At 70.5% G+C, this 16,128-nt stretch carries 14 protein-coding genes and 1 pseudogene; 6 read left to right on the plus strand and 9 right to left on the minus strand.

Annotated elements, in window-relative coordinates; genetic code table 11:
• Positions 1-15 precede the first annotated feature (15 nt).
• Positions 16-1,197, minus strand: a complete 1,182-nt coding sequence (locus MFF64_RS10610) for a cupin domain-containing protein (protein ID WP_238190735.1) — start codon at positions 1,195-1,197, stop codon at positions 16-18.
• 169 nt (positions 1,198-1,366) lie between these two features.
• Here MFF64_RS10610 and MFF64_RS10615 point away from each other — a divergent pair.
• Positions 1,367-1,789, plus strand: a pseudogene (locus MFF64_RS10615) (EamA family transporter).
• 182 nt (positions 1,790-1,971) lie between these two features.
• Here MFF64_RS10615 and MFF64_RS10620 read toward each other — a convergent pair.
• Positions 1,972-2,565: a COG3904 family protein gene (locus MFF64_RS10620; protein ID WP_099907941.1), complete on the minus strand. Its 594-nt coding sequence runs from the start codon at positions 2,563-2,565 to the stop codon at positions 1,972-1,974.
• Positions 2,566-2,629: 64 nt separating this feature from the next.
• The gene (locus tag MFF64_RS10625; protein ID WP_099907943.1) at positions 2,630-3,787 is read right to left on the minus strand and encodes a glycoside hydrolase family 183 protein; all 1,158 of its coding nucleotides are present in this window, start codon (positions 3,785-3,787) and stop codon (positions 2,630-2,632) included.
• 101 nt (positions 3,788-3,888) lie between these two features.
• Between MFF64_RS10625 and MFF64_RS10630 the strand changes: the two genes are divergently transcribed.
• From MFF64_RS10630 to der, 3 genes are all read left to right on the plus strand, one after another.
• Complete coding sequence (locus MFF64_RS10630) at positions 3,889-4,482, plus strand: NnrU family protein (RefSeq protein ID WP_099907945.1); 594 nt, start codon at positions 3,889-3,891, stop codon at positions 4,480-4,482.
• Positions 4,483-4,613: 131 nt separating this feature from the next.
• A complete protein-coding gene (locus tag MFF64_RS10635) occupies positions 4,614-5,408 on the plus strand; it encodes a tetratricopeptide repeat protein (protein ID WP_165795869.1) in 795 nt (264 codons plus the stop codon).
• A 99-nt stretch (positions 5,409-5,507) separates the two neighbouring features.
• Complete coding sequence (gene der, locus MFF64_RS10640; protein WP_099907949.1) at positions 5,508-6,854, plus strand: ribosome biogenesis GTPase Der; 1,347 nt, start codon at positions 5,508-5,510, stop codon at positions 6,852-6,854.
• A gap of 13 nt (positions 6,855-6,867) precedes the next feature.
• On the opposite strand, the gene MFF64_RS10645 is transcribed toward der, so the two are convergent.
• Positions 6,868-7,038 (minus strand): hypothetical protein, encoded by a 171-nt coding sequence (locus MFF64_RS10645; protein ID WP_165795868.1) that lies wholly within the window; start codon positions 7,036-7,038, stop codon positions 6,868-6,870.
• Between the two features lie 208 nt (positions 7,039-7,246).
• On the minus strand, positions 7,247-8,143 hold the full coding sequence (locus MFF64_RS10650; RefSeq protein WP_099907951.1) for a LysR family transcriptional regulator: 897 nt from the start codon (positions 8,141-8,143) through the stop codon (positions 7,247-7,249).
• Between the two features lie 120 nt (positions 8,144-8,263).
• Here MFF64_RS10650 and MFF64_RS10655 point away from each other — a divergent pair, with 120 nt between their 5' ends.
• Positions 8,264-9,130 carry an SDR family oxidoreductase gene (locus MFF64_RS10655; protein WP_099907953.1) on the plus strand — a complete coding sequence of 289 codons (867 nt, stop codon included), beginning with the start codon at positions 8,264-8,266 and terminating at the stop codon, positions 9,128-9,130.
• A 102-nt stretch (positions 9,131-9,232) separates the two neighbouring features.
• Positions 9,233-9,721, plus strand: coding sequence for a P-loop NTPase family protein (locus tag MFF64_RS10660; RefSeq protein ID WP_099907955.1), 489 nt, complete (start codon positions 9,233-9,235; stop codon positions 9,719-9,721).
• 309 nt (positions 9,722-10,030) lie between these two features.
• On the opposite strand, the gene MFF64_RS10665 is transcribed toward MFF64_RS10660, so the two are convergent.
• The 4 genes from MFF64_RS10665 to purF all read right to left on the minus strand — a co-directional run bounded on the left by MFF64_RS10665 (position 10,031) and on the right by purF (position 15,921).
• Positions 10,031-10,435, minus strand: coding sequence for a dihydrofolate reductase family protein (locus MFF64_RS10665; RefSeq protein ID WP_099907956.1), 405 nt, complete (start codon positions 10,433-10,435; stop codon positions 10,031-10,033).
• Positions 10,436-10,526: 91 nt separating this feature from the next.
• Positions 10,527-13,043 (minus strand): sensor domain-containing protein, encoded by a 2,517-nt coding sequence (locus MFF64_RS10670; RefSeq protein WP_238190737.1) that lies wholly within the window; start codon positions 13,041-13,043, stop codon positions 10,527-10,529.
• A 582-nt stretch (positions 13,044-13,625) separates the two neighbouring features.
• Positions 13,626-14,399, minus strand: a complete 774-nt coding sequence (locus MFF64_RS10675; RefSeq protein WP_099904123.1) for an SDR family NAD(P)-dependent oxidoreductase — start codon at positions 14,397-14,399, stop codon at positions 13,626-13,628.
• Between the two features lie 19 nt (positions 14,400-14,418).
• Positions 14,419-15,921 carry an amidophosphoribosyltransferase gene (gene purF, locus MFF64_RS10680; protein ID WP_099904127.1) on the minus strand — a complete coding sequence of 501 codons (1,503 nt, stop codon included), beginning with the start codon at positions 15,919-15,921 and terminating at the stop codon, positions 14,419-14,421.
• Between the last annotated feature and the right edge of the window lie 207 nt (positions 15,922-16,128).

A 16,128-nucleotide genomic window follows, 5' to 3' on the forward strand; every position in this document is an offset into this window, starting at 1 on the left:
TCCGGATGGCCTTCTTTATGCCCGCTTCAGCTTCGTAATCATGTCACCCGGCACGCCCGCAAAGTTGTTCGATAACAGGTAGCGCGGGCTCGACTTGATCCAGTTATCGAGGTCGATCTCCTCGAACTTGCCGTTGTCCCAGGTCTGGACGATCTCGAGGTCTTCGTCGCCGATGTTCTTGATCGCGTGGCCGAAGCCCATCGGGATGTAGGCGACGTCGCCGGGGTTGAACTCGGCCACCTTGCCGCGCCCGCCCGAGCCGAACAGGGCCACCTGACCCTTGCCCTTCAGGTAGTAGTGCCACTCGTTGGCGTTGACGTTCCAGTGCAGCTTGCGCATCTGCCCCGGCTTGATCGTCATCACGCCGCCCGACATCGTCTTCTGAATCGGCCACTCGTCGACCGTGGCGAGGCGGAAGGTGCCACCCTCGAACTCGCGCACCGCGCGCGGGTCCTTGAGCAGGCGGAACTTGTGGGTCGATTCCTTCGGCCAGGGCGCGTCGAGGGCGTCGGAGACCGGCACCACCGGACCGGCCTGGATGTAGGCCTCGCCCTTCGGGAAGGCGTCGAAGGCGTCCTTCGGCAGGCCGAAATCCAGCGCCAGCATGTCCTTCGGCGTCACGTCGATCCAGTCGGTGATCGAGAACGTGCCGTGCTCCGAGAAGGCGCCGTTGTCGAAGGACAGGATGAAGTGGCACGGCTTATCGCCGATGGTCTGGATCGAGTGGCCGTGGCCTTTCGGGAAGTACCAGAGGTCGCCGGGCTCGTAGTTGTTGATCTCGCTCGCACCCGACGGATCGAGCACCACGGTCTGGCAGCGCCCGTCGATGACGTAGGCCCACTCGGCCGCGATGGCGTGCCAGTGCAGCTCGCGCGAGGCGCCGGGCTCGAGGAACATATGCACGCCCGCGATCCCCTTGCTGATGGGGAACTGGTGCACCGTCGCCTCCTTGGCCCAGCCGCCGGAGGTCACCTTCGGCCGGTTGCCGTCGAGGGAGAAGCGGAAGTCGGGCATCGCTCCGACATCCTGGGGATCGTGGTAGGCGACCTTCGCCCCCGGTGGCAGCGAGACCGCCTGGCGGCCGAAGCCGCCATCGCCCGGATTGCCGTGGTCGTGCTCCAGCGCCTTCGCGCCCGTCGCCATCACGCTGGCGCCGAGCGCCGCCGTTCCCAGAAACAGCCGCCGCGTCTGGTCCATGGTGCGTCCCCCATCGCGCCGGCCTTGAGCCGGTCGCCATCCGTCAGGCCCGGTCGGACCGTGATGCGGGAAGCTGGAGCAGGGCGGTGCGCCAGTGAAACGCATTGTCGGCATTCGCGCATGCCGATCATTCATGATGCCGCACGTGGCGGGAACGAGGGGGTGTGGGATGTCCTGGCAGGTCTGGGCGCTGGTCTCGGCGGTGTTCACCGCACTCACGGCGGTGCTGGCCCGGGCCGGCAGCGCCGGGGCGGAATCGGACGCCGTCGCCTTCATGCGCTCGATCGTGATCCTGCTCGCCCTCGGGGCGCTCTGCCTCGCCACCGGCCAATGGCAGGCCCTGCGCAGCCTGACCGGGCGCAACCTCGGCTACTTAAGCCTCTCGGGCCTCGCCACCGCCGGCTCCTGGGCTTGCTACTTCCGCGCCCTCAAGATCGGCGGGGCGGCGCAGGTCGCGACCCTCAACTAGCTGTCGATCGTGCTGGTGGCCGTGTTCGGCGCGACGCTGCTCGGCGAGCGCCTGTCGGGGGTGAACTGGCTCGGGGTCGGGCTGGTGGCGGTGGGAGCCTACCTGCTCACCTGGCGGGGGTGAGGGAAGAAGGACCGAATCTCCCTTTTCCCACCCACGACCTCAGGATGAGGTCGTGGGTGGGAAGAAGGATAATCCCGGCGATCGAACACGCTCCGAACCCTCCGGAGCCCTCGTCGAGGCCAGCAATCGCCGATCGCCGGACTACGCGATCTCCGAGCGAGGCTGCGCGGTAGCGCCGCCGCTCAAGGCGCCTGCAAGCTCGTCGCGATGCCGAGGCTGAGCGCGGTGCTGCCCGAAGGCCGGTAGAGCGTGTTGAACGCCGCCTTGTCGACGAGCGTCGCGGCGCCGGGCTGGCCCATCTCGCCGTAGAACCGGCGCATGGCGTCGGTGCCGCGCTCGTTCAGCGTGCTGGCCTCGACCCGGTTGCCTGGGCGGTGCGCGGTGTGGAAGCCGAGGCCGGAGCGGCCCGACATCCCCTCGTAGACGTCATCGCCGTGGACGTAGTAGCGCCGCACGCCGCCGGCGAAGATCAGCGTGCAGGCGCTGTCGCACCGCGCCGCATGGGCGTCCACCGCCGTAACGAGGCCGGCGCGGCGGATCGCCCGGCCGATGGCGATGCCCTCCAGCACCTTGCCGCCGCCGCTGTCGAGGTAGACGACCCGCAGCGGCTGGGCGTGCGGCCCGGCGAGGAAGCGGGCGAAGGCCTCGCCGTCGCCCGGCACGATGGAGCCGGCCAGCATCACCCGGTCGCCGCTCTCCGACAGGCTCATCGCTCGCGAGGGGCCGGCGCCCGTCATCAAGACGGCTGCCACGAGTGCCAGGGCACGCCACCGCATCGCCGTTCCTCCCGCGCTTCCCCAACGGCATTGTGACGCTGCGTGAGCCGGAAGGCCAGGGCGCTCACGGCCAGACCTTGATCGCCACCGGCCGCCGCACGAGGTCGCGGTCGGAGGTGACCTCGCAGCCCTTCGTCTTGAGCGTGACGTAGTAGAGCGTCGCCGTGTCGCCGACGGTGTCGAAGTTGCGGCCGGGCGCAGTGGGATCGATCAGGGAGGGATAGCTGACGAGCTCGCCACCGGCTTTGCAGGGATCGTCGTAGAGGGTGGATCCGGCGATCAGGAGGCGCGGCGCGTCCCAGGAGAGGAGGTCGCGCGACGTGCTCCAGTAGATCCCGGATCGCGGGAACACGCCGCCGGCGGCGGCCTGGAACACCGCGATCCAGGCGCCGGTGCCGCGGTGGCGGTTCACCGAGCCGACCGGGGCGGGGAACGGCGCCACCGGGGCGCAAGCGCCGACGGGTTTCGCACCCTTCAGGTAGGGATTGGGGAAGCGGGCCGTGAAGCCCTTGCCGTCGAAGGCGCGCCAGCGGTCGGGTTCGGTGACGTCGTCGCTGCGGAACAGGCAGACGCCGAAGGGCTGGCCGGTCCAGCCGGTGGTCGAGGCGTAGAAGTAGCGGTAGCGGCCGTCGGCGACGATGTTCGAGGGGTTGAAGAAGCCGCGGTGGCGGCCCTGCTCGACCTCCTGGCGGAAGGGCGGCGCCGCGATCACCGTCGGCGGCGTCGTGCGGGTGAAGCTGCGCCCGCCGTCGGTCGAGCGGGCGGCGAGCACGGCGTTGTACCAGCAGGCCAGCGTGCCCTTGGTGCGGCAGCGGCCGTGGTCGTCGGCGTGGTACTCCTCGTGCAGCAGCGCCTCGACCCGCGTGCCGTCCTCGGTCCAGGTCGCGGTGATCCAGGTGCGGTCGTCGAAGGCCTCGGGCTCCGGCTTGAAGGCCGAGTCGAGCACGATCCGGCAATCGAGCTTCAGGGTGTCGAAGTCGCGGCCGCGCAGCGCCCGGTTGCGGTAATGCATGCCGAACAGCGCGATCCCGCCATCGGCCTCGCGCAGGGCCCGGGCGGGAGCGTCCGGCACGTCGTGGCCGTCGCAGGCGTCGCGTCCCGCCTTGAACACCGTGTGGGCCGGGCCGACCAGCGTCAGGGCCGAGAGCGGCGGTTCCGCCGCGGCCGGCAGGACCGTCACGGCCGCGACGCAGAGACACGCGAAGAGGAGGCGATGGAGCATGCGGCATCCCTGGACTCGTCGTCCGAGGCTGCGCCAGATTGCTTGAGGCTTGCTTTCGGCTCTCGCTCGAGCCGGCCGCCGTCCCGGAAGGTTTTTCTCCGATGCTGCTCCTGATCGTCGGCCTCGTGCTGTTCCTCGGCACCCATGCCTTCACGATGGCCCGCGGCCCCCGCGCCGCGCTGATCGAGCGGGTGGGGGAGGGGCCCTACAAGATCGGCTACTCCGTGGCCTCGCTCCTCGGTCTCGTCGTCCTCTCGATCGGTTACGGTCAGTACCGGGCGAACGGCTATCTCGAGATCTGGTCGCCGCCGGTCTGGACCCGCCATCTCGCCCTGCTGCTCGTGCTTCTCGCCTTCATCTGCTTCGTCGCCGCCTATCTGCCGGGACGGATCAAGGCGCGGCTCAAGCATCCGATGCTGCTCGGCGTGAAGATCTGGGCGACCGCCCATCTGCTGGCCAACGGCGACCTCGGCTCGATCATCCTGTTCGGGGCGATCCTGGCCTGGGCGGTGATGGCCCGCATCAGCGCCAAGCGCCGGGACGAGGTGAAGCCGCATGGCGGGCCGGCGGCGGCGCCCGCGGGCTGGCGCAACGACGCGCTCGCCGTGGTGATCGGCGTCGCGGCGTGGTTCGTGTTCGCCCGGGTGCTGCATCCCTGGCTCATCGGCGTCGCGGTCTGGCCGGGCCAGGCCTGACTTCCCGCCGGGCAGGCCTGACTTCCCGCCGGGCAGGCCTGACTTCCCGCCGGGACTGTGCTACGCGACCGGCCCTGTCGCGCGGTCGCGGCGAAGAGCCCACCAGGTCCTTGGTGGCGGCGAGCCCAGAGATCATGAGCGAGAACGAGTTCATCCGCGAGGTCAACGACGAGTACCGGCGCGACCGCCTGGCCCAGATCTGGTCGCGCTACAGCGGCGTGTTCATCGGTCTCGCGGTGCTGGTGGTGCTGGGTGTCGGCGGCTGGCGCTACTGGCAGCACGCGCAAGGACAGCAGGCCGAGGCGGCGAGCCTGCGCTTCGAGGAGGCCCTGCGCCGCGCCAAGGGCGGCACGCCGGAGGATGCCGAGAAGGCCTTCGCGGGCGTCGCCGCCGACGCGCCGTTCGGCTACCGCCTGCTGGCGCGCCTGCGCGCCGCGGCGGAGGCCGGCAAGGCCGACCCGGCCGCCGGTGCCAAGGCCTACGCGGCGATCGCCGACGACACCGCCATCGGCCAGTCGCTGCGCGACCTCGCCCGCCTGCGCGGGGCGCTGCTCCTCGTCGACAAGGACGATGCCGGCGCGCTCAATACCCTCCAGAGCCTCGCCGCCCCGTCGAGCGCCTTCCGCCACACCGCCCGCGAGATGCTGGGCCTCGTGGCGCTCAGGAAGGGCGACGTCGAGGGCGCCGGCCGCTGGTTCGACCAGATCGCCGCCGACCGCGAGACCCCCGCCGGCCTGCGCCAGCGGCTCGAGATCTATGTCGGCCTGGTAGCCGGCGGTCCCGTGCAGGTGACCGAGGCGGCGGCCCCGGCGCCCGCCGCGCCGCCGCCGCCGACCCTCCTCGGGACGCCCGTGCCCGCGCCCGACCCCGACACCCACGAGGAAGCCCCGGCCCCCGAGGCTCCGGCCCCTGAGGCGACGCGCTAGAAATCCCGTAGCGCGGGACCCTTTCGTCCCGCATCATCGTCTAGGAGGGCGGCGCGCCTCGCGGCGTGCCCGCCCGCTGCTATTTTCAGGAAGACCTCCATGTCGATGCCCATCGTCGCGATCGTCGGGCGTCCCAACGTCGGCAAGTCGACGCTGTTCAACCGCCTCGTCGGCAAGAAGCTTGCCCTGGTCGACGACCGGCCGGGTGTGACCCGCGACCGGCGCGAGGGCGAGGTGCGCCTCGGCCACCTGCGCTTCCGCATCCTCGACACCGCCGGGCTGGAGGAGGCCGAGGCCGATTCGCTCGCCGGCCGCATGCGCGCCCAGACCGAGGCCGCCATCGCGGAGGCCGACGCGGTCCTGTTCGTGATCGATGCCCGCGCCGGCCTGCTGCCGGCGGACCAGCCCTTCGCCGAGCTGGTCCGCCGGGCCGACAAGCCGGTGATCCTGCTCGCCAACAAGGCCGAGGGCGGGGCCGGCATGGCCGGCGCCTACGAGGCCTTCGCGCTGGGTCTCGGCGATCCCGTCCCGCTCTCGGCCGAGCACGGCGAGGGCATGGGCGACCTCCTCGACGCCCTCGAGGCGGTGCTGCCGGAGCCCGACGACGAGGACGACGAGGAAGGGCGAGAGGGCAAGCCCCTCAAGGTCGCGATCGTCGGCAGGCCCAATGCCGGCAAGTCGACCCTCATCAACCGGATGCTCGGCGAGGACAGGCTGCTCGTCGGCCCCGAGGCCGGCATCACCCGCGATTCGATCTCGCTCGACTGGGAGTGGCGCGGCCGGCGGATCAAGCTGCACGACACCGCCGGCATGCGCCGCCGCGCCCGGATCGACGACAAGCTGGAGAAGCTCGCGGTCTCGGACGGGTTGCGCGCCGTGCGCTTCGCCGAGATCGTGGTGGTGCTCCTCGACGCCACGATCCCGTTCGAGAAGCAGGACCTGACCATCGTCGACCTCGTCGAGTCGGAGGGACGCGCCCTCGTCATCGGCCTCAACAAGTGGGACCTCGTCGCCGACCAGCCGGGGCTCCTCAAGGAGCTCAAGGAGAAGGCGACCCGCCTGCTGCCGCAGGTGCGGGGTGCGGCGGTGGTGCCGCTCTCGGGCCTCGCCGGCGAAGGCATCGACCGGCTGATGCACGCCGTGGTCTCGACCGCCGAGGTGTGGAACCGCCGCGTCTCGACGGCGAAGATCAACCAGTGGCTGAGCGAGGCGACGCAGGCCAACCCGCCCCCGGCGGTGTCCGGCCGGCGGATCAAGATCCGCTACGCCACGCAGGTGAAGTCGCGCCCGCCGCATTTCGCGCTGTTCGGCAACCAGCTCGACGCGCTGCCGAAATCCTACACCCGCTACCTCGTCAACAGCCTGCGCGAGGCCTTCGACCTGCCGGGCGTGCCGATCCGCCTGTCGCTCCGGACCTCGAAGAACCCGTTCGACAAGGGCGCGTGAGGCTGAACGAGGATCAGCGCGGCTTCTGGTCGGCGGGGAGGTTGCGGGCATAAGCTTCGCGCTCCTCCTTCTCGCGGATCAGCTTCTCGTAGGCCGCCTTGGCCTCGGCCGACACCGTGAGCGTGCGCGCCTGCGCGGTCTTGCGCTTCGGCGCGCGCTTGAACCGGTCGGTGGATTCGCCCATCGCCTGAACACCCCCGTTTTGACTGGTTGCGGACGAATCTACCGCGTTCGTTTCTCCTTGGCGACCGCCAATGACCGGGCGGCAGGCCGAATCTCGCAGGCCCGAGAAAGCTTTGCCGGCTGGGCCGATGGTCGTGGGGGCCGGGGACGCATCCGCGGCGACACCGGCCCCGGCTTCTCCTCTCCCCGATCAATCCCGGGCGTGGGCCTCATCCCGCCACGTAGGCCGCCAGTTCCTCCGGCTCCCCCGTCGGAAAGGTCTCCCTCAGGTGCTCGAGGAAGGCCGAGACCCGGGCGCTGAGGAGCCGCCGCGATGGGTAGAGCGCCCACAGGGCGATGTCCGATCCCGCCACGACGCCCCAGGAGACCAGCCGGCCGGCGGCGAGGTCGGGGGCGACGAGGGAGACCGGCAGGCGCGCGGCGCCAACACCGGTGCGGACCGCGTCGCGGATCATCACGAGGGAGGACAGGGCCAGCACCGGCAGGACGGCGAGGCTCGCCCCGCCCGCCAGGGTCCAGACCACCCGGTTCTCCCCCATCCGATCCTGCGCCGTCCGCACCACCGCCGGAGCCCATCCCCCCTCCGCCGGGCGCGCGAGGCCGGGACTCGCTACCACCACCATCCGGTCGCGCAGGAAGACCCGCCCGACCAGGCCCTCGTCCGGATCCGGGTTGACCCGGATCACCAGGTCGTAGCCCTCCTCGACCATGTCGACGGCCCGGTCCTCCGTCGTCACCGCGAGGCGGACCTGCGGGCACTTCAGCGCGAAATCCGCCGCCACCTTGCCCATGGCGATCTGCGAGAACAGCAGCGGCGCGCTGATCCGGAGCCGGCCCCGGGCGCGGGCCGCGCCCGCGGCGATCGCCGCTGCGGTCTCGTCGAGCTCGGTCAGCAGGGCGCCGGCCCGCTCATGGAGCGCCCGTCCCTCCTCCGTCAGCGTCAGCACCCGCGCGCCGCGCTCGAACAGGCGCAAGCTCAAATCGGCTTCCAGCTCGGCGACCCGGCGCGACAGGGTCGCCTTCGGCCGGCCCGTGGCGCGGGCGGCGCGCCCGAACCCGCCGTGGCGGGCGACGAGGGTGAAATCGGCGAGCGCGAGCAGGTCCATCCGTTCCATCCAAGAGGCCGTTCCACTCACGAGACGGAACGTCCCGCTCGGACGTCTATCGGCACGATCCTGGATCACTCATTCTGCTTGTGTGTTCAACGACCAATCCGGAGCCATCCCATGACGATCCTCGTTACCGGCGCCACCGGCACGATCGGCCGCCACGTGGTCCAGCAGCTCGCGCAGCGCGGCGCCGATCTGCGCGCCCTCGTCCGCGATCCCGCCAAGGCGGATCTCCCGGCGGGCGTCGCGGTCGCCAAGGGCGACCTCCTCGACGTCGACGCGCTACGCGGCGCGCTCTCGGGCGTCTCCACCCTGTTCCTGCTCAACGCGGTGGTGCCCGACGAATTCACCCAGAGCCTGATCGCCCTCAACCTCGCCCGCGAGGCGGGAATCGCGCGGGTGGTCTACCTGTCGGTGATCCACAGCGACCTCTCCGTGAACGTGCCGCATTTCGCGGCCAAGTTCGGTGTCGAGCGCATGCTCGAGGGGATGGGGTTCGAGGCCACCATCCTGCGCCCGGCCTACTTCATCGACAACGACCGGACGGTCACCGACGTGGTGCGCCAGCACGGCGTCTACCCGATGCCGCTCGGCCACAAGGGGCTGGCGATGGTCGACGCGCGCGACATTGGCGAGATCGCGGCCCTGGAGCTGATCCGGCGCGAGCAGACCGCCGCACCGCTCGTGCGCCTCAACCTCGTCGGGCCCGAGACCCTGACCGGGCCGGACGTCGCTGCGATCTGGTCGGAGGTGCTGGGCCGCCCGATTGCCTATGGGGGCGACGACGCGGCCGCGTTCGAGCAGAGCCTGCGGCGCTTCATGCCGCCCTGGATGGCCTTCGACATGCGCCTGATGAGCGAGCGCTTCCAGACCGACGGGATGATCCCGGAGGCGGGCGACCGCGAGCGCCTGACCGCGATGCTCGGCCGCCCCTTGCGCTCCTACCGCGACTTCGCCGCCAGCGTCGCACACGCAACGCCCTGAATGTCGCCCGCGCGGGGGGCTCGGGCCGAAGCCCGATCGGTTCGACCCGGCGGCGGACTGCCCGGTGTGGAAACCGGACCGTGGCAGTGCGAAGGTGAGACGATGTTTCCTCCTCTCCCCGCCCGTTGGGTCATCATCGGCAACAGCGGCTCGGGCAAGAGCACGCTGGCCGAGCGCCTGGGGCAGACCCTGCAACGGCCGGTCTACGACCTCGATCTCGTTCACTGGCATCCCGACGGACGCAAGCGCGACGAAGCCGATGCCAAGGCGCGCGTCGCCGCGATCGCGGCGAGCGACGCGTGGATCATCGAGGGCGTCTACGGCTGGCTCGCCGAGGTTGCTCTGGTGCGCGCGACCAGGCTGATCTGGCTCGACATCCCGTGGGACGAGTGCCGGGCCGGCCTGCTCGCGCGAGGCCTGCGGCGCGGCATGACCCCGAGCGATCAGAGCGACTTGCTGGCCTGGGCGCTGGAGTACTGGACCCGGGCCACCTCGTCGTCGTTCATGGGCCATGAACGGCTCTATCTCGCGTTCACGGGTGAGAGGGCGCATCTGCGCGCCCGCGGCGACGTCGCTGCCTTCGTGCCGTGATCGCTCCGCGACTGCTCCGGATCGGAGGGTTGATCTCATGCCCTCGCGCCGTCGCATAGCCATGTCGATGCGACGGCGACCGGCGCATCAGCGCCGGCGCCCGGTCGGGCTTGCCTGGCACCTTCGAACGCGTCCGTTCGAAGGTGCGGCGGTTTCACACGATTTCCGCTTGATCCGTTCGAAGTCAGGGTAGCGCGCGTCTCCCCTCTCCCACACGGGAGACGGGATCCCGCGCTCCATTGTTCCGGGATAGATCGAGCGGGGATCGTATCGCGGGATGTCTGGTCGGCCTTGACGGCTGGTCGGGCTTCAGTCCCGCCCCCGCCCCACCAGCCAGGCCGGATCGAACCAGCGATCCGCCTCGCCGTCATAGGGCAGGCGGGTGATGTCCCATTGCTGGATGAACGGCGCGTAGACGTTCCAGACCGCGATGCCGCCGCCGACATAGATGCGCCGGCCGGGATAGCGCGCCAGCACCGCCCGCGGGTCCTCGTGCGAGCGGATGATCGCGATCGTACGGTCCCGATAGGCGAAGTCCGGCACCGCCTCGATGGTCTTCGGCCCGGCGATCAGCACGTGGCCCTGCGTCACGGCGAAGAAGCGCGTCACGTCCTCGACGTAGAGCGGGTCGGTATTGCCCTCCCAGGGCAGCCGCCCGTGGAGGCCGAGCTGGCCCCGCTGCCCGATGGCGCACATCGCCCGCACGTCGATCATCGGCTCGATTTCCTCCGGTCCGCGTCCAAGGGGCCGCGGCCGAGTGATAGCCCGCCCGCCCGGCCGAGGGCCAGCCGGCCGAAGGCCGGGCTCACGTGCCAGAGAGCAGGGCCTCGTTCGTTGCCATGATTGCCGCTTCCACGATTGTCTCCCGGCCCTCCGGCAGCGCGCTCGCCGGCATCGGCTTGCCGTAGAGGTAGCCCTGGAGCTGGGTACAGCCCTCCCGGCGCAGGCAGGCGGCCTGCTCGGGAGTCTCGACGCCCTCCGCGGTAGTGGCAATGCCGAGGCTCCGGCTGAGCCCGGTGATCGCCCGCACCACCGCCACGGCCTCGCGGCTGTCGCAGATCTCGCGCACGAACGAACGGTCGATCTTGATCTTGTCGAACCGGAACGCGCACAAATAGCTCAAGCTGGAATAGCCGGTGCCGAAATCGTCGAGCGCGATCCGGACGCCGAGCTGCTTCAGCTGCCCCAGCAGCGCGAGGTTGTTGGTCGAGGCGTCGAGCAGCACCGATTCGGTGATTTCCAGCTCGAGCCGGCCGGCAGGCAGGCCGGAGGCGGCGAGCGCCGAGGCCACCTGGGCGGCGAGCGCCGTGCTGCGGAACTGCACCGGCGACAGGTTGACGGCGACGCTGCAGCCGCTCGCCCAGCGGCTCGCCTCCCGGCAGGCCTCCTGCAGCACGAAGGCGCCGATCTCGTGGATCAGCCCGGTCTCCTCGGCGATCGGGACGAAGTCGAGGGGTGAGATCGGGCCCCGCGTCGGGTGCCGCCAGCGCAGGAGCGCCTCGTACCCGATGGTCTCGCCGTCCTCCGCCCGCACGATCGGCTGGTAGTGCAGGCCGAGCTCGCGCCGGGCGATCGCCCCGCGCAGGTCGGTCTCGATCAGGCGCCGGTAGCGGGCTGAGGCTTCGAGCGCGCTGTGGAAGCGGGCGTGCCGGCCGCGGCCGTTGCGCTTGGCCTCGTAGAGCGCGAGGTCGCCGCAGCGCAGGAGCTCGTCGGCGGTGTCGGCATTCTCCGGCGCGAGGGCGATCCCGATGCTGAGGCCGATCTCGATCCGGTGCCCGTCGATCTCGACCGGCTGGCGCGCCGTCTCGATCAGCCGGTCTGCCAGGGCGGTCGCCTCGGCGCCCGCCCCGGCGACCGAGGCGACGACCGCGAACTCGTCACCGCCGAGGCGTGCCAGGGTGTCGCCCGGGCGCAGGCTGTCCTGGAGACGCTTGGCGAGGACGCGCAGCAGGTGGTCGCCGACCGGGTGGCCGAGGGTGTCGTTGATGCACTTGAAGTCGTCGAGATCGATGCAGAGCACCGCCGTACTCTGTCCCATGGTGGCGTCGGCGTGGGCGGCATCGACCGCCAGCGCCTCGCCGAGCCGTTGGCGGAAGTCCTCGCGGTTCGGCAGGCCGGTCAGCCCGTCGTGATGGGCGAGATGGTGGATCCGCAGGCTCGCGGCGTGCTCGTCGCTGATGTCCTCGGCGATGAGCAGGCCGAAGAGGGGCTGCTCACCCCGTCCGCCGATCGCCAGGGCGCGCATCCGGAGCATGCGCGGCCCCCACGCTGTCTCGACCGGCGCCTCGACGGTGGTGGCGGAAGCCGGACCGCCGGGCGCCGCGAGGGCGGCGTTCATCATCGCCGCGAGGGCCGTCGGCAGCACCCCCGCCGCCGGCCGGCCGACCAGCTCGCCGGCGCAGCGGCAGAGCAGCAGCTCGGCCTGCAGGTTGGCGAGCCGGATCAGCCCCGTCGCCGCATCCTGGACGACGACGCTCGACGGCATGGTGGCGATCACGCTGTCGAGGAAGGCCGAGGCGGCGGCGTGCTCGTCGCGGTGTCGCTCGGCGGCCTCCTTGGCCTCGACGACCCGGAGTTCCTGCGCGCGCTTCTCCGTCCGATCGCGGGTGATCTTGGCGAAGCCGAGGAGGGCGCCGTCGTCGTCCCGGATGGCATCGACGACGACGTCGGCCCAGAACGAGGTGCCGTCGCGGCGGAAGCGCCAGCCCTCGGCCTCGAACCGCCCGGTCTCGCGAGCCTGGCGCAGGCCGGCCTCCGGCAGGCCCGCCGCCCGGTCCTCCGGACCGTAGAAGCATGAAAAGTGCTTGCCGACGATCTCGGCAGCCGTGTATTGGCTGGCTCGCTCAGCCCCGGAATTCCAGTTCACTACGATCCCAGCCGGGTCGAGCATGTAGAGCGCGTAATCGCTCACGCCCTGCACGAGGAGGCGAAACCGGCGCTCCTCCTCGCGGTGCTGCTGGAGCAGGCGCTGCCGGTCGGTGCGGTCTCGGGTGATCTTGGAGAAACCGATGAGGCGGCCGTCATCGTCCCGGATCGCGTCGATGACGACGTCGGCCCAGAACGAGGTGCCGTCGCGACGGAAGCGCCAGCCCTCGGCCTCGGACTGCCCGGTCTCGCGGGCCTGGCGCAGGCCGGCCTCGGGCAGGCCCGCCGCCCGGTCCTCCGGACCGTAGAAGCACGAGAAGTGCTCACCCACGATCTCGGCGGCGGCGTACTGCTTGAGCCGCGCCGCCCCGGCATTCCAGCTCACCACCACGCCGTTCGGATCGAGCATGTAGATCGCGTAGTCGGCCGCCCGTTGGACGAGGAGACGGTACAGCACGTCGGTGCTTGCGGGTGCGGCTGTCCGTTCCTTCATCGGTTTTGCCCTGGGGACCTGGGGGCGAGTATGCCCGTCCGTCCTTCTTGCCGAAGCGGACACTAAAACAGTCTTAAGTGAGAACCTTTAGAGACGAAAAACATCAACACTGGCACATCGGTTCGACGTACCGATGTAGATGAGCGTTAAATGCTCATTTTCGTGTCGCGAAATACTGGAAAGACATAAAACAAGTATTCGGGCCGAAGCGGGGGCGCGCGCCGCGCTCCACGGCTTCCCGGGGGGCGGCCGGGCGACGTCGAGATCCGTCCTTGTCAGGTAATCGACTGAGCCGTCGCGCGTCCCCTCTCCCGTATCGAGAGAGGACGCCTGCTCGATGATGAAGCATCGATGCGGGTTGCGGCGGACCACGCCGCGATTCTGCCCCGCTCGACCGATTTCCGAGCGATCGCTTCAGGCCATCGCTCTCACGATGCGGAAATCGGCGTCGCTCGGGCGTGTGGAGCCGTTGGCTCCACCGCACGGGCGGGTGATATGCTGTCCTATCCCCGAGGTCTGGCCGGACGATCTCTTCCGGACAGCGTATCAGGCTGGCTTCTGCGGCGTCAGGACACGGTCGGTCGGGAAGTCGTAGATCGCGCCGCTCTCGGTCCAGTCCGGGCTCGCGAGGCGGACGATGTGGGGCGCCAGGTCCTCCGGCGTACGCAGGGTGTCGGGATCCTCGCCCGGCATCGCGGCCTTGCGCATCGCGGTGCGCAGGGGGCCGGGATTGAGCAGCATCGCGCGCACCGGCGTGGTCGCGGTCTCGGCCGCATAGGTGCGCACCAGCGCCTCGAGCGCCGCCTTCGACACCGCGTAGGGTCCCCAATAGGCCCGGCACGACGAGGCAGCGCCCGAGGTGACGAACACTGCCCGGCCCGCATCCGAGCGCCGCAGCAGCGGGTCGAGGGAGCGGATCAGGCGCCAGTTCGCCGTGACGTTGACGTCCATCACGTTCGACCAGACCTTCGGGTCGATATGGCCGAGCGGCATCAGCTTGCCGAGCACGCCGGCATTGCCGACAAGCGCGTCGAGCCTGCCCCAGCGCTCGTGGATGGCGGCGCCGAGGCGGTCGATGGCGTCGTAGTCGCAGAGGTCGAGCGGGACGAGGGTGGCGGAGCCGCCCGCATTCCGCACGGCGTCGTCGAGCTCTTCCAGCGCGCCCTGCGTGCGGGCGACCGCGATCACGTGGGCGCCGGCCTCGGCGAGCGCCAGGGACGCCGCGCGGCCGATGCCGCGCGAGGCCCCGGTGACCACGGCGATGCGGTTCGCCAGGGGCTTGCCAGAGGGGGGGGTGCCGGGGAGGGGAGTGTCGGACATGGGTCGGTCGGCCTCGGGGTCAGTCGGCCTCGGCGAGGATCGCCATCCGGCGCGGCGAGGCGACCGCGAGGTCGGTCAGCGGTGTGGGATAGTCGCCGGTGAAGCAGTGGTCGGTGTATTGCGGGCAGGCCGCGTCGCGGCTCTCCTCGCCCATCGCCCGGTAGAGCCCACCGATCGACAGGAAGGCGAGCGAATCGGCGCCGATATACTGACGCATGCTCTCGAGGTCGTGGGTGGCGGCGAGCAGCTTCTCCTTCTCCGGCGTGTCGATGCCGTAGAAGTCGGGATGGGTGATCGGCGGCGAGGCGATGCGGAAATGCACCTCGCTCGCGCCGGCCTCGCGCATCATCCGGACGATCTTCACCGAGGTGGTGCCGCGGACCAGGCTGTCGTCGACGAGCACGATGCGCTTGCCCGCGACCGCGGCGCGGTTGGCCGAGTGCTTCATCCGCACGCCGAGCTCGCGCACCGACTGGGTCGGCTGGATGAAGGTGCGGCCGACATAGTGGTTGCGGATGATCCCGAGCTCGTAGGGCAGCCCGGTCTGCTGGGCGTAGCCGAGCGCCGCCGGCACGCCGGAATCCGGCACCGGGATGACGATGTCGGCCTCGGCCGGCGATTCCTTCGCCAACTCGACGCCGATGTTCTTGCGCACGGTGTAGACGTTCTTGCCGTTCACGACCGAGTCGGGCCGGGCGAAGTAGATGTACTCGAAGATGCAGGGCCGCACGGCTTGCGCCCGGGCGAAGCGGATCGACTCGATGCCGTCGTCCGAGATCACCACCATCTCGCCGTTCTCGACGTCGCGCACGAAGCGGGCGCCGATGATGTCGAGGGCGCAGGTCTCGGAGGCCAGGATGTAGCGGCCGTCGAGCTCGCCGAGCACCAGCGGGCGGATGCCGAGGGGATCGCGGGCGCCGATCAGCTTCTTGTTCGTCATCATCACGAGCGCGTAGGCGCCCTCGATCTGGCGCAGCGCGTCCATCACCCGGTCGACGATGCGCACGTGGCGCGAGCGGGCGACGAGGTGGAGGATCGCCTCGGTGTCGGAGGTCGATTGGCAGATGGCGCCGTCGCGCACGAGCTGGCGGCGCAGCAGCAGGCCGTTGGTCAGGTTGCCGTTATGGGCGACCGCGAGGCCGCCGGTCTCGAGCTCGGCGAAGAGCGGCTGCACGTTGCGCAGGATCGTCTCGCCGGTGGTCGAGTAGCGCACGTGGCCGATCGCGGCCTGGCCCTTCAGGCGCTCGATCGTGGCGAGGTCGGAGAACGAATCGCCGACGAGGCCCATGCGGCGCTCGGAGTGGAAGACCCGGCCGTCGAACGACACGATGCCGGCCGCCTCCTGGCCGCGATGCTGCAGGGCGTGGAGGCCGAGCGCCACGATCGCGGCAGCGTCCGGATGGCCGTAGATACCGAAGACGCCGCATTCCTCGCGCAGGGTGTCGCCGTCGAGGTCGAGATCGCCGCCGAACGCCTCGCTCGCCCCGGGGGCACCCCGGAAGGTTTCGCTGCGTGCTGACATGATGAGAAGCCCCTGGTGGCCGGTCACCGCACGGCCTCGCCTCGCCGACCCCGCGCGCCGACTATCCGCGCGCGGGCCTGATTCGCCTGAGCGAAGCAGGTTCCAGGCCGCTCAGGCCCGAAATTTCGCCTCGCGCCGGCTATGTAATCGCTGCTGTCGACGGAACCAAGGCGTCAAACGTGTGCTGCGCGGCGTACCTCACATGCA

The organism is Methylobacterium frigidaeris (genome assembly GCF_022179185.1).
GTDB lineage: Bacteria > Pseudomonadota > Alphaproteobacteria > Rhizobiales > Beijerinckiaceae > Methylobacterium > Methylobacterium frigidaeris.

Excerpts from the sequence above, each read along its gene's own strand:
- MFF64_RS10625 (WP_099907943.1), bottom strand. The coding sequence starts at position 3,787 with ATGCTCCATCGCCTCCTCTTCGCGTGTCTCTGCGTCGCGGCCGTGACG.
- MFF64_RS10620 (WP_099907941.1), bottom strand. The coding sequence starts at position 2,565 with ATGCGGTGGCGTGCCCTGGCACTCGTGGCAGCCGTCTTGATGACGGGC.
- der (WP_099907949.1), top strand. The coding sequence starts at position 5,508 with ATGTCGATGCCCATCGTCGCGATCGTCGGGCGTCCCAACGTCGGCAAG.
- MFF64_RS10610 (WP_238190735.1), bottom strand. The coding sequence starts at position 1,197 with ATGGACCAGACGCGGCGGCTGTTTCTGGGAACGGCGGCGCTCGGCGCC.
- MFF64_RS10650 (WP_099907951.1), bottom strand. The coding sequence starts at position 8,143 with ATGGACCTGCTCGCGCTCGCCGATTTCACCCTCGTCGCCCGCCACGGC.
- MFF64_RS10665 (WP_099907956.1), bottom strand. The coding sequence starts at position 10,435 with ATGATCGACGTGCGGGCGATGTGCGCCATCGGGCAGCGGGGCCAGCTC.
- MFF64_RS10645 (WP_165795868.1), bottom strand. The coding sequence starts at position 7,038 with ATGGGCGAATCCACCGACCGGTTCAAGCGCGCGCCGAAGCGCAAGACC.
- MFF64_RS10655 (WP_099907953.1), top strand. The coding sequence starts at position 8,264 with ATGACGATCCTCGTTACCGGCGCCACCGGCACGATCGGCCGCCACGTG.
- MFF64_RS10630 (WP_099907945.1), top strand. The coding sequence starts at position 3,889 with ATGCTGCTCCTGATCGTCGGCCTCGTGCTGTTCCTCGGCACCCATGCC.
- purF (WP_099904127.1), bottom strand. The coding sequence starts at position 15,921 with ATGTCAGCACGCAGCGAAACCTTCCGGGGTGCCCCCGGGGCGAGCGAG.
- MFF64_RS10675 (WP_099904123.1), bottom strand. The coding sequence starts at position 14,399 with ATGTCCGACACTCCCCTCCCCGGCACCCCCCCCTCTGGCAAGCCCCTG.
- MFF64_RS10660 (WP_099907955.1), top strand. The coding sequence starts at position 9,233 with ATGTTTCCTCCTCTCCCCGCCCGTTGGGTCATCATCGGCAACAGCGGC.